The following is a 12,504-nucleotide window of genomic DNA, read 5'->3' as shown; positions in this document are numbered from 1 at the left end:
AGAACCTGGCCCATAGCGCATCCTTTGATTCGGACGAAAAGTATGCGCCATCAAAGCCTGGGATCAAACACCTAGAGCGTTTCAGATTTTGACAGAAGCGTATCCAGCGTTTGCGAAGTAGTTTCTGCATTCATTGGGTTGGATGGTTGATACGAGGTGGCCGATGTGTCGCCAGGTGTCGTCGATGGTTCGCTTCTGGGCGGCTCGCATCCAGTGTTTGATCTTGGCGAAGGCTTGCTCGATTGGGTTGAGGTCGGGCGAGTATGGCGGCAGATACCAAAGCCTGGCGCCTGCGGCGCGGATCATCTGCCGGATGGCGGCCGACTTGTGGGAGCCAAGATTATCCATGACGACGATGTCGCCGGGCTGGAGCACTGGCACGAGCTGCTGCTCGACATAGGCCCGGAAGCTCTCGCCGTTGATCGGTCCATCGAAGACGCAAGGGGCAGCAAGACGGTCGAGCCGCAGGGCGCCGAGGAAGGTCAGCGTGCGCCAGTGGCCGTGCGGAGCAAAGCCGCGCAGGCGTTTGCCGCATGGTCCCCAGCCGCGCAGCGGTGCCATGTTGGTCTTGATCCAGGGTTTCGTCGATGAATACCAGCCGTTCCGGATCGAGACCCGCCTGCCAGGAACGCCAGCGTTGTCGTAGGCGGGCAACATCGGCGCGAGCTTGCTCAAGGGCGAATAGCGTTTTTTTGAACCGCAATCCTTCGCGCCGCAGGAAATGCCATACCGTGTCGTGCGAGACCTTCACACCGCGCGCCGCAAGTTCGTCCTTCAGCCCATGCAGCGACAGATGCGACGTCTGGTTGATCCGTTCCACGATGAACGCCCGGTGCGGCTCCAGAACACGCTTGCGGTGGCCGCCCATCTTACCCGGTGCCACAGACCCATTCGCCCGATAGCGCTGCGACCACTTCACCGCCGACGAAACCGCCACGCCAAAACGAGCCGCCACCGAGCGGCAGCTCTCGCCAGCCTCGATCGCGCCAACAACACGCTCACGTAGATCGTTCGAAAGGGGAGCCGTCATCTGATGCTGGCCTCCGATCCAGCCAGCATCTTGAATCACAAAACCACTCTCACGGGAATCCCGCAGATTCAGTCAAAATCTGAACTGCTCTAGTTGTTTTGGCTGAGGACGAGCGTAACCACCTTAGGCTCGGCTCGCTGCAGACATCGTTCCGGAATATTGGGCCACATCGCCTTGGCGCATCCCTGATCTTCGCTTGACGCCGTCGCAAGCGAGCGTTCTGCGTTACCGGCTTCGTCTGCGGTCGACAGGAATACTTGCGTGGCGAGCGCAGTAGCCATAGATACTTGGACGAGGATAAGGGCGTAGGCAAATCGTCTGATCATCCGCTCGCAACGTTCAATCCGCGAAGTGGTTCCAACGTCGCGACCCGCCGATGTAAAACCCGATCACGATGCTCGAGCCTGCGCCCTGCCCGTCCTCAGCTTTCCTAAGGACAACCCTTCGTGGCCGGCCGCTTCATGATGCCCTTGGGCGCCGTGCCTGAGTGCTCCTGGACGCGTTTCCATAGCCTCTCGCGCATTTCCCGGTTCAAGGTGACGAATGCGCTTCAGACATAACGCCCGGTGCCGCGCTCAGCCATTAGAGTGAAAGCCGGCTTGCCCGCTTCACGCTCGACGCCGAGCAGATCGAATCGTCGATCGCATAGCACTTGGCCTTCAGCCAGTTGGTCGACGGACCGCGTCGGTATTTGCTGTCCTTCCGCTTCGAGACCATGCCTTCAAGTCCGGCCTTGTCGAGCAAGTGAAAGATGGCCTTGGCTTCCCCCGGCAGGGGCTCGCTGAACTGAATACGCCCGCCGGGCTCGATCATGCTGGCCAGGATCTCGCGCCGCTCCTCTAGCGCCTTATCGCGCAGATCGTGGCCGTTAAGATGAAGCAGATCAAAGGCAACAAAATACAAGTCGTGCTGCTGTCATTCAGAACGACGATCTCGCCCTCGACAATGGCGCTTCGGCACCAAGGCGCTTTGCCTCTCTCACCAGGTCGCGATATTTCGCCGTCCAGGCGTGGCCATTGCGCGTATAAATGCGTGTGCCGACTTCATCAATGATCATCTGCGATCGGTAGCCGTCGAACTTGACCTCCTGGGTCCAGCCTTCACCCTCGGGAGGCTTCTCCACAAGGGTCGGCATCAACGGCTCGATGAACTTCAAACGCATGTACTGACCACCCTCCGGCGATTCAATAAGATGAAGCTAAAATAGTTCCGAAACCGGAATCAGCCTCTTGGGTGCAACAAACACGTCAACTCGGCGTTGCGGGATGAGCGAAGGAGGAATCGATATGGCCGACGACAAGAGCAAGCGGGATTTTCGTGATCGGGACCGTGTCTCGGCCGATGAGGATTATGAAGTTGAATATTTCGCAACAAAGACCGGCATCACACCCCAGCAGGTCAAAGAGCTGATCGCGAAGCACGGNGTCCAGCCTTCACCCTCGGGAGGCTTCTCCACAAGGGTCGGCATCAACGGCTCGATGAACTTCAAACGCATGCACTGACCCACCCTCCGGCGATTCAATAAGACCAAGTAAAAATGGTTCCGAAGCCGGAAATCAGCCTTTTGGTGCAACAAACACGTCAACTCGACGTTGCGGGATGAGCGAAGGATGAATCGATATGGCCGACGACAAGAGCAAGCGGGATTTTCGTGATCGGGACCGTGTCACGGCCGATGAGGATTATGAAGTTGAATATTTCGCAACAAAGACCGGCATCACACCCCAGCAGGTCAAAGAGCTNCACGGCCGATGAGGATTATGAAGTTGAATATTTCGCAACAAAGACCGGCATCACACCCCAGCAGGTCAAAGAGCTGATCGCGAAGCACGGGCAACCAACGCGAGACTTTGGAGCGGGTAGCCAAGGCGCTGCGGAAACAATGACCAGGCTATCTGATCTCGGCAGACCACTGATCGGCCACCGACATGAAGGCCCGCCCGCGAGCGAACTCGCGCATTTCCTTCCTTGCCTGTTTGCGGTCAACAGATCGATATGCGCGATTTTCGCCAGGTCACTTATCATGCCGATCCGGAGCACGAGCCGCTCGAACTGGACGCTTAGGACCAAAAGTGCCGAAATACCACGTTGAGGAAATGGACGGCGATACCGTGACGGCTACCCACATCGTCCACGCGACAACGCCGATCAGGGCGGCGCGGGAAGCGACAGAGCGCGACATCACTCTGCGCACCAGCGAGCCCATCTGGATCAGGGTTGCCGACGAAAAGCGCGGCCACAATTCGAATACAGTTTCAGCCAACTCGGCTAGCTGAGTTTTTGAATGGCATACCATGCCGTCGACCTCGATACGCAAGTTCGACTATGACCCGAACACCAGGGNGCTGAGTTTTTGAATGGCATACCATGCCGTCGACCTCGATACGCAAGTTCGACTATGACCCGAACACCAGGGTTCTCTCCGTCTGGTTTGTGGCAAGCGGGAAGCATTACGAGTTTTTGGACGTACCTGCTGAGGCCGTTGCTGCGTTCAAAGCTGCCTTTGCTAAGGGCGTCTATTTTAACAGGCACATCCGCAATCGTTATGCAGTCCGGCTCGCGCCAGGGCGCTGACATCTGGAGACGCCGGGTTTGTGCAGGGATGGCCCGCGCCTGCTTCCGAGCGCGGGCCGACCATGATGAGTGAGGGGCCATCTTGGTCACCGGCAGGGACCGCTGAGAACGAGCCGGGTGTGACCGAACAGCCTCGGAGCGGGGATGTTCCCGGCTGACCCAAAAAGGCCAAAGGGCGCAATTAGCACCGACTTAATTAGGTCCGGAAAATTTTAACGAATCGTTGACCGCGCTGTCCCAGAATAGGACGGCGCGGTCAAACCCCAACCTTGGCTGCGCAGGCGGCTTCGGCACTCAGTTCCACCCCCGAGCTGTCGGAGCCGCCACCCACCCCACACTTATACCAGCAATGGTTGAATCAACCGTTACTGCACGTGCTTTCATGGCGCTTCCCTGATCGTTAGACTTTGACGGATCAAACAGAGGATTCACAGATTCGGAGACTCGACCGATGGAAACGATCTTCGATGACGTCGGCAACGGCCTCAGAGCGCCCGCACAGACGCATGGCGCCCTGTATGCGCCTTCGCGCATCGACATGGCCGGCAAGCTGTTCCTTGGCGTCGCAATCGGCCTGGGCCTTGGCTTTGGAATGGCGAACGCGGGTTAGACCCGACCTATCGGTTCGGGCGGTCCGTAGCCAAAACGTTGTAGAGCACCAAACACGCCAGCAACGAAATGACGCTGCCCAGCAGGTCGCCTAGGGTCAGGCCGGAAAAATAGACAAGATCGAACGCCAGTACCGCCATCGCTCCAGCCAATCATGATTCGGGACACTGCCGACATTAACCGTTAGTCGGCACTGTTCCGGTCTGGATAACCTGTTCAATCTTTTCGTTGAACTTGCGCCATTCGCCAACAATCCAAAGTTAGGCGAAGCAATCAAGCTTGCGAATGAATACGCCTCCGGAGACGTCCCCATCGGCCAAGAGGTTTTCGAGGCCATCGGAGCGTCGCGGAAAGAAATGATAGAGAGTTGGCGAAAGAGGCGGAACGCTATCCGGTCTGGCAAGCTCGCTCCCACACCACGCAACCTAATCCAAAGTACCGCGAGGAATAGGAATGGCTAAAGTCCGCAAGCGCACCCTGCCCTCCGGTGAAGTTCGCTGGCCGGCAGACTACTTCGATGCCGCTGCAATCGCCGCGCCAAGCAGTTCGACAAGCGCAAGGATGCCGACGGCTATCCGGTAAAGGTGCGACGTGACCTGCAGCTATGATTCGAATCCAGGTTCCCCAGAAAGCGATTTTTCCGTTTGATCATTAGAACATTTCGTGTCAGTCGGACGCACGGTCGGTAATTTTTGTTCCCGTTTCGAGCTTGCGGATGGCGCTTTCGCCGAGCGCCGGATCTCGGTTGAGGAAGGCTGTGGCCGGTGATCGTTGCGATTTCCGGCACCCAGGCCTCGACGAGCGCCAGGCGCGTTACAGCAGTCCCGCGAATGTATTTAGGGTCACTCCGACCACCCCGGCCGAGGCGCAGGCCTTGCGCCACGATGATCGAAAGCCATCTGAGGTCCATGGCACGCCGTCGCTGTTCAAAAGTATCTGCCCGACCTTGTCGCGCAACGCCTCGAGCGCAGCCTTGAGCGGCCCTCCGACGGGAATGACCACACGAGTTCCGGTCTTGGATTGCTGCAGGCGGATCACCTTGCCGTCATACTGCTGTCAAGTGAGCCGCAGCAGGTCGCCCTGGCGCCGGCCGGTCCACAAGGCCAGTGTGAGCGGCAGATGCAGGTGCGCGGGAGCGCTGGCATAGAATGCGGCCTCGTAGGCGGCAGACCAGACGTTAGCCACCCTGGTGCCGCGATAGAGGCGCCCGCCCTTCTCGCAAGGATTGGCTGACACAAGGCCGCGACCGTGTCCCCAGGACAGGATCCTCGCCAGCACCTGCCAGCCATAGTCTGCCTGTTGGCGCGATGCCTTGGCGCGCTCGTCGCGCCACTCCATGAAGATGCCGCGCGTGCGGCGGTCGCTCATGCCCGACAGCGGGAAGTCACCGAATTTCTTTCCGATAACCTTGATCAGCTTGACATAGTCGGCTTGCGTGCGCGGCGCCAGGTCATCCAAATCCGAGCTGGCCTGAAATTCATTCAGCACGGACAGCAGCACGCCCTGGCGCGGCTTGGCCTTGGTCGCGGCGGCAGCTTTGTAGGCTGCGATGAATTCGGGATCTCCAGGCTTGCCAGGCAAGGTGGCCCGCCCTTCCAAGCCCACTAGTAGGTGACGAGGCTGCCGTCGGCGAGTTGTTTGGCGCGGCTGTTCAGCCCCTTAAGACGAACGCGCATGATTTTTTATATACTGGTCGACGGGGTTTTCCGGTTCGCTCGTATGTGTAGCGGCGATGACCACGATCTTGCCCGTCGCCGGATCTATTTCTAACCTGCCAGGCTCCATGTTGCCTTAGCGTGCGCTCTTGATCCGCGCGCAATATCGGCAATTTTGAAGGAGATCAGTGTGCCGGCCATTTTGGATTGCTCCCGCCTTTTCAGCCGCCGCGTTTTCCAAAAGATTCGTGAGGTTTTGGATAACTGCTTGGAGCAGATCCTTGACGGGCAGCCTCATCACCTTCTCGATGCCAATTAAGACTTCCAGGACAATTCGAGCCGGCCTGAGAATGATCGAAACCGGATATTGCTCGCGCCTAATTACCTCTCCTACCGGAGACGATGCATCGAAATCAGACCATCCCTGCCCTTCCTGATCGAAAGACAAGGCCAAGGTGCGGAAATTCGGACTCTTGGGACCTTCTCAGGTTACAGCAACCGACACAGTGAAACGCAATTGTCCATGAGATCGGCCGTTGCTGCTACACATTCCCCTCGCTGAGGCATGCGTTTCTGGAAGGCGGTCCGCAGCCGGTTCCGTGCACGTTTTATTTTGACTGTTAACTGTCACGCTAGTCGAATGTTGACGACTCCCCCTCGGAAGAGTTAATAATCGCCTAATATAAGCATTTTCTTAAAAACATGATCGGCAGCCGACGAGTTTGCCGACGCAATGGGGAGACGCAGCGCGACGACCAATCTCGTCGCAACATCATCATCATCATCAACATCGAGCCGCCATCCGTAAACGGTACTGCTGAGTCAGCCGTTCGCAAGGCGTAACATAGCGGCGGTTTGGTGGGCTGACGAAGTCTATGAGTTTTGATAGCGAGTGCTTTGTCTTTTCAGTGCGGTCGGTAAACGGATGTGGGGGCATCTGTGTATGAGTAAGGGGGTTATAATGGCTGCTTCTCAAATCATAAACGCCGACGGAATGTCGACGTTGCTTCCCGATACGCCACAGGGCGGAGACTATACCTACCGCTTAGCCGAAAATGCGCCCGTCCCCATTTCCACCGTTCTGACCATTATATCTCTCGATGGGTCGAGTTGCGATCTGGCCGAAATCACACTTTGCTCTCCGAATGATGAGTTTTCCGCCTCGACCGATCCGAAGAAGCCCGCTGTTGCCTGCGCAGATTCAGCAGGCATCAAGCTGTGTTTGCCGGACTCGCGAGCGTGGGCGTTTGGCATTGGTACACATGCCATTGGTCTGGATGCGAACTCATTTGGTCCGGCGCTCTCGCCCAGGATCAAGCCGTTTGTTGGCGAAGGCGAACTTGCCCTCATAGGTTCACAATTTTTGAGCGACGCCGCTGCAAGCGGCAGGTCAATGTCGGCACTTCTCGATCGACAAGAACAACTAGCGAGATAGGGGACGGGGTATGGCAACGGCAACTGGTACAAGCGGCAACGACAATCTGGTCGGCGGTAGTGGAGACGACGTGCTTTTGGGCGGTGCCGGAAGCGATCGCCTGAATGGCGGTTCAGGCGCCGATACGCTCGATGGAGGCAGTGGTTTCGACACGGTCCTGGGCGGATCGGGAGCGGACACGCTCATCTATCGCGCGTGGGAAAATCAGTACAAGTTTGGTAGCCAAGTCTACGGCACAGGGACAACCGTCGGACAAACAGCCTTTTCCGGCTACGACACCTACGACGGCGGTAACGGCAATGCTGCGAAAGGCACTGCCGAGATCGATACGCTCGCTATCTATCTAAGCAATGATCAACTAGCCAACACGTCATTCATGACCGCGTTTAACACCGAACTTGCTCAGTTTCGTGCCTTCATTGCCGCGAACTCGAACACGAATACCGGCCAAGCAGGTCAGGCAGAATTTACCTTCGCCACGATCAACCTCAAGGTCTCCGCGATCGAGCGGGTCGTCGTTCTCGATAGCGCCGGGCAAGTTCCTGTCTCCGTAAATATTGTCGACCCTTCCTTAAATGATGGTGACAACAACTCGGTCGTGACCTTCACTTTTCTTGGTCCCGTGACGGGCTTCGATTCTGCCGATGTTACGGCAATGAATGGCACGCTGACTGATTTTGTGAAGATTGATGCTTCGCATTATACGGCGAAGTTTATAGCAAATGACGGCTTCGCCGGCACCGGCTCGGTGTCTGTGACGGCAAACAGCTACACCGACCTTGCCGGCAACCTCGGCGCGGCGGGCTCCGACACGGTCATTGTGGATACCGCCAACCCGACGGTCGTGATCGGCACCGACGACAGCGCCCTGAAGATCGGCGATGTCGCGCACCTGACCTTCACCTTGAGNCCGACGGTCGTGATCGGCACCGACGACAGCGCCCTGAAGATCGGCGATGTCGCGCACCTGACCTTCACCTTGAGCGAGGCGTCGACCAGCTTCGGCAGCGACGACGTCGCCGTCGCCGGCGGCACGCTGAGCAATTTTGCCGGCAGCGGCACCAGCTACACCGCCGACTTCACGCCCCCCCCCGGCAGCCCCCCCCCCGCCACTGTCAATGTGGCGGGCGGCGGCTTCACCGACGCGGCGGGCAACAACAACACCGCCGCCACGCAGCTGAGCATGACGGTCGACACCGTCGCGCCGACGGTCNCCGACGCGGCGGGCAACAACAACACCGCCGCCACGCAGCTGAGCATGACGGTCGACACCGTCGCGCCGACGGTCTCCATTGGACTCAACGACACCGCGCTCACGGCCGGCGATGTCGCGACGGCGACCTTTACCTTCAGCGAGGTACCGTCGAACTTCTCCGCGGCAGACGTTACCTATGACACCACCAGCGCGACCTTGGGCGCAATAACGCCCACGGGCGATCCAAGGGTCTTCACGGCCACTCTAACACCGATCGCGTCGATCAATGATGCTACCAACGTCATCGCCGTCGGCACTTCCTGGCAAGACCCAGCGGGTAATGCCCCAGCGGCCACAACCAACTCAGTCAACTATACCGTCAACACCGCCGACGCGCCGCCGACAGTGGTCATAACGTCGGACAACAACGGTTCGAAACCTACGATTACATTTACATTTAGCGAAGCGGTTACAGGATTTGACCTCAGCGACCTCCAGATTGTCGGAGCAACTGTCAATGGACCGATCATTCACGTAGGGATGACTGGTGGCCAAGACATTTACACGCTGGCTCTTAAGGACGCGTCTGGATCGGGGTCGCACACTATTCGCGTGATAAGTAGCGGTACGGGGTCGTCATTCTGGACAGATTCTACCGGACATGGCGGCATAGGGAGCCCAGTATTCACCCTGCCCGCCGGTGTCGCCGGCGAGCCTATCAATCTCGCCCTCACCGATCCATCGCATGAGGGTGCGCTCATCACCGTCACGGTGAAGGACGTGCCTTCTGGCTGGACCATCGACGGTGCAACGCACAATGCCGACGGAAGCTGGACGATACAGACCAACGACCTGCACGGGTTGACGGTCACCACGCCTGCCGATTTCGCGGGGGCGGCCGTGCTCGACGTCTCGATGACCTGGACCAACGCAGACGGCACGACGGGAAACATGTCGATCGCCGACAATGTCGAAGCCTACGCGCCAGGCTCGCCGATCTTCGCCTGGTCCGGTGACGACGTGCTGACTGGCTCGAGTGGCAACGACCTGTTCGTCTTCTCACAGCCGATCGGCAACGACACGGTGCACAGCTTCGACGCGGCCGCTGACCAGATCGACCTGATCGGTTATTCCGGCTTCCAGAGCTTCGCCGACGTCCAGGCGCATATGGCCGACGACGCCAACGGCAACGCGGTGATCACGCTTGGCGACGGGCAGTCGATCCTGCTCGACGGCGTGCACTCGAGTGCGCTTGCGGACGGTAATTTCGTCTTCGACCAGACACCGGTGGTCAACAATTCAGGCACCATGACGATCGGCGACGGTGCCTTGCTTCCGCTGAGCGGCACGATCAACAACAGTGGCCTCATCTCGCTCGACTCGATGGGCAGCGATACGCTGCTACAGGTCATCCAGCATGGCGTGACCCTGCAGGGTGGCGGGCAGATCCTGCTGTCCGACAGCGCCGCCAACGTCATCTCCGGCACGGGGCCGGACGTCACCCTGGTCAATGTCGACAACACGATCTCGGGCTCCGGCCAGCTGGGCGGCGGGATGCTCAGCCTCGACAACAGCGGCACCATCATCGCCACCGGCTCCCACGCGCTGGTCATCGACACCGGAGGCAGCGTCGTCGTCAATTCGGGAACGCTGGAGGCAACCGGCTCCGGCGGCCTTACTATCACCGGCGGCCTGGCGAATTCCGGCATGATCTGGGCCAATGGCGGCAACATTGCCATCAACGGCCAGGTCACTGGCGACGGCGATGCCACGATCGGCGATCTGTCGAAGCTCGAGTTCGGCGCGGCCTCTTCAACCGACGTCACGTTCGCGGCGAATGCCGCCGGCACATTGCAGCTGGACGATTCCTTCGATTTCAGCGGAAGCATCGCCGGCATCACCAATGACGACAAGGTGAACCTCGAAGACATCCTGTTCGGCACCGGAACGTCCGCTGCCTATCAGGCGGACCTCGACGGCACCGGAGGAACGTTGACCGTCTCGGACGGCACGCACAACGCCACGCTCCACCTGCTCGGCGTCTACGATGCCCACAGCTTCACACTTGCCGACGACGGCACCGGCAGGACGGTGGTGCAAGTGAGCGACTTTGTGATGTGAACCAAAAGGAGAGCCGCGCGGACAGGCGCGGCTCTCCTCATGCTGCCGGTTCCTGATTCAGCTTACGAATTGAGGTTTACGGCAGGAATAGGAAGGGAACCACGTGGCCGATCGAAGGATCAGGAGTAGTATCGGTTCCGGGCGTGGACAGGGGGGCGGTTTTCCGCTGGGTAGTTGAGTCTCGACAACAAATCCAAGATTGTGAAGGACGCGCTTCGCGCATGCCGCCGCTATTTTCTCGTTGCGGCGGCATTCAGCCTGGCGATCAATCTGCTCTATCTCGCGTCCCCACTTTACATGCTGCAGATCTACGACCGGGTCATCACCAGCGGCAGCGAAACCACGCTGGTGATGCTGACCCTTGTGTTGCTGGCGGCCTTCCTTTCGCTGGCCGGCCTCGATCTGGTGCGCGCCTGGGTCCTGACGCGTGCCAGCGCGCGGCTCGACCGGCTGCTGTCGGCAAAGATCCTCGCCGCGTCGGTCGAAACCCCATCGCCGGGCTCCTCGCAAAGCCAGCCGATCCGCGATTTCGATACGTTCAGGCAGGTGATCACCGGCAGCGGCATCCATGCCCTGTTCGACCTGCCATGGTCACCCATCTACATCGGCATCATCTTCCTGCTGCATCCGTGGCTCGGCTTCTTCGCGCTGGGCTGCTCGCTGCTCTTGATCGCCATGGCCGTGCTCAACGAGTATCTCGTGCGTTCGCCGCTGAAGCAGGCCAACGACCTGGCGACGACCAACTATAATTTTACCGAAATGAGCCTCAGAAACTCGGAAGTCGTTCGCGCCATGGGGATGATCGACGGTCTCATCCGCCGCTGGGGGCGCGACCGTAACTTGGCGCTGCGGCGCCAAGCGGAGGCAAGCGATCGCGCCGCCCTGATGTCCGGCCTGATCCGGTTCCTGCGGCTCACCATGCAGTCGCTGATCCTCGGCCTCGGCGCCTATCTGGTGATCGAGCGGCAGATCACCGGCGGCACCATGTTTGCGGCGAGCCTCTTGCTGGGCCGGGGGCTACAGCCGGTCGAGCAGATCGTCGGCCTTTGGCGCAGCCTGATCCTGGCCCGGGCGGCGTTGGCAAGGGTCGAGAAGCTGGTCGACGGGGGGGCGCTCAACGAAAGATCTTTCAACCTGCCGAAGCCCACCGGCAAGATTTCGGTCGAGCAGGTCAGCTTTGCAATTGCCAGCCAGCAGAAAGTGCTTCTCCGCGACGTATCATTCCGGCTGGACGCAGGCGAGGCGCTGGGAATCGTCGGCCCTTCCGGCGCCGGCAAGTCGACGCTGGCGCGTCATCTCGCGGGCGTCATGCAACCCAGCCGCGGCACCGTCAGGCTGGACGGGGCCGACCTGTCGCAGTGGGGGCACGACGCGCTCGGCGACCACATCGGCTACCTGCCGCAGGATATCGAACTCTTCGCCGATACGGTCGCCGCCAACATCGGCCGCTTCAAGACCAATGTCGACCAGGAGGTGATAGCCGCCGCGCGGCTCGCCGGCGTTCACGAGATGATCATTCGGCTGCCGCAGGGCTACGAGACCCAGATCGGCGAAGGCGGCGCAGTGCTGTCGGGAGGATATCGGCAGCGGATTGCTCTTGCTCGTGCGGTATTCGGGACGCCGAACCTGATCATTCTCGACGAGCCGAGCTCCAATCTCGACGCCGATGGCGACCGCGCGCTGAGCGAGTGCGCGATCGAGCTCAAGCGCCGCGGCAGCACAGTTATCATCGTCTCGCACCGGCCTTCGACCTTGGCCAATGTCGACAAAATCCTTCTGTTGCGCGATGGCGCCGTCGAGGCCTTCGGCATGAGAAACGAGATCGTGGCGCTGCTCAACCAGCGCGCGGCTCCAATGGCGGTGGCAACCCAATGAGCTGTGGCCG

The 12,504-nt window shown here is 59.5% G+C and carries 15 protein-coding genes; 9 read left to right on the top strand and 6 right to left on the bottom strand.

Annotated elements, in window-relative coordinates; genetic code table 11:
• Positions 1-81 precede the first annotated feature (81 nt).
• From X750_RS1000000165075 to X750_RS1000000167150, 3 genes are all read right to left on the bottom strand, one after another.
• A protein-coding gene (locus tag X750_RS1000000165075) for an IS630 family transposase (RefSeq protein WP_156932447.1) occupies positions 82-1,030 on the bottom strand; the annotation gives its coding sequence in 2 pieces (ribosomal slippage) (positions 82-576 and positions 578-1,030; 948 coding nt in all).
• Between the two features lie 582 nt (positions 1,031-1,612).
• Positions 1,613-1,933 (bottom strand): hypothetical protein, encoded by a 321-nt coding sequence (locus X750_RS1000000167155; RefSeq protein ID WP_023707388.1) that lies wholly within the window; start codon positions 1,931-1,933, stop codon positions 1,613-1,615.
• A gap of 16 nt (positions 1,934-1,949) precedes the next feature.
• On the bottom strand, positions 1,950-2,192 hold the full coding sequence (locus X750_RS1000000167150; protein WP_023707389.1) for a hypothetical protein: 243 nt from the start codon (positions 2,190-2,192) through the stop codon (positions 1,950-1,952).
• A 124-nt stretch (positions 2,193-2,316) separates the two neighbouring features.
• On the opposite strand from X750_RS1000000167150, the gene X750_RS1000000167145 reads away from it, so the two are divergent.
• From X750_RS1000000167145 to X750_RS1000000166045, 6 genes are all read left to right on the top strand, one after another.
• Positions 2,317-2,532 carry a DUF3606 domain-containing protein gene (locus tag X750_RS1000000167145; RefSeq protein ID WP_032904830.1) on the top strand — a complete coding sequence of 72 codons (216 nt, stop codon included), beginning with the start codon at positions 2,317-2,319 and terminating at the stop codon, positions 2,530-2,532.
• Positions 2,533-2,650: 118 nt separating this feature from the next.
• Entirely contained in the window at positions 2,651-2,785 is a 135-nt protein-coding gene (locus X750_RS1000000167440) for a DUF3606 domain-containing protein (protein WP_023748452.1), read from the top strand.
• A complete protein-coding gene (locus tag X750_RS1000000167635) occupies positions 2,721-3,122 on the top strand; it encodes a DUF3606 domain-containing protein (RefSeq protein WP_348524490.1) in 402 nt (133 codons plus the stop codon). Before X750_RS1000000167440 ends, X750_RS1000000167635 begins: the two co-directional genes overlap by 65 nt.
• Complete coding sequence (locus X750_RS140180; RefSeq protein ID WP_156932446.1) at positions 3,103-3,306, top strand: hypothetical protein; 204 nt, start codon at positions 3,103-3,105, stop codon at positions 3,304-3,306. Before X750_RS1000000167635 ends, X750_RS140180 begins: the two co-directional genes overlap by 20 nt.
• A gap of 91 nt (positions 3,307-3,397) precedes the next feature.
• Positions 3,398-3,604 carry a KTSC domain-containing protein gene (locus tag X750_RS140185; protein WP_023748450.1) on the top strand — a complete coding sequence of 69 codons (207 nt, stop codon included), beginning with the start codon at positions 3,398-3,400 and terminating at the stop codon, positions 3,602-3,604.
• Between the two features lie 451 nt (positions 3,605-4,055).
• Positions 4,056-4,214, top strand: coding sequence for a hypothetical protein (locus tag X750_RS1000000166045; protein ID WP_023707392.1), 159 nt, complete (start codon positions 4,056-4,058; stop codon positions 4,212-4,214).
• Positions 4,215-4,221: 7 nt separating this feature from the next.
• On the opposite strand, the gene X750_RS1000000167435 is transcribed toward X750_RS1000000166045, so the two are convergent.
• From X750_RS1000000167435 to X750_RS1000000167135, 3 genes are all read right to left on the bottom strand, one after another.
• Positions 4,222-4,353, bottom strand: coding sequence for a hypothetical protein (locus X750_RS1000000167435; RefSeq protein WP_023707393.1), 132 nt, complete (start codon positions 4,351-4,353; stop codon positions 4,222-4,224).
• Positions 4,354-5,026: 673 nt separating this feature from the next.
• On the bottom strand, positions 5,027-5,251 hold the full coding sequence (locus X750_RS1000000167140; protein ID WP_023707394.1) for a hypothetical protein: 225 nt from the start codon (positions 5,249-5,251) through the stop codon (positions 5,027-5,029).
• An 18-nt stretch (positions 5,252-5,269) separates the two neighbouring features.
• Positions 5,270-5,794: a hypothetical protein gene (locus X750_RS1000000167135; protein ID WP_023750889.1), complete on the bottom strand. Its 525-nt coding sequence runs from the start codon at positions 5,792-5,794 to the stop codon at positions 5,270-5,272.
• 1,035 nt (positions 5,795-6,829) lie between these two features.
• Between X750_RS1000000167135 and X750_RS1000000166040 the strand changes: the two genes are divergently transcribed.
• The 3 genes from X750_RS1000000166040 to X750_RS140195 all read left to right on the top strand — a co-directional run bounded on the left by X750_RS1000000166040 (position 6,830) and on the right by X750_RS140195 (position 12,494).
• Entirely contained in the window at positions 6,830-7,303 is a 474-nt protein-coding gene (locus X750_RS1000000166040) for a hypothetical protein (RefSeq protein ID WP_156932445.1), read from the top strand.
• Positions 7,304-7,313: 10 nt separating this feature from the next.
• A complete protein-coding gene (locus tag X750_RS0133615; protein WP_023748448.1) occupies positions 7,314-10,619 on the top strand; it encodes an Ig-like domain-containing protein in 3,306 nt (1,101 codons plus the stop codon).
• A 201-nt stretch (positions 10,620-10,820) separates the two neighbouring features.
• A complete protein-coding gene (locus X750_RS140195; RefSeq protein ID WP_245271267.1) occupies positions 10,821-12,494 on the top strand; it encodes a type I secretion system permease/ATPase in 1,674 nt (557 codons plus the stop codon).
• Positions 12,495-12,504: the final 10 nt, after the last annotated feature.

It is taken from the genome of Mesorhizobium sp. LNJC391B00 (assembly GCF_000502535.1).
Lineage (GTDB): Bacteria > Pseudomonadota > Alphaproteobacteria > Rhizobiales > Rhizobiaceae > Mesorhizobium.
The sequence above is the reverse complement of the archived record's forward strand: the minus strand, read 5'-3'. Positions and strand labels throughout refer to the sequence as shown.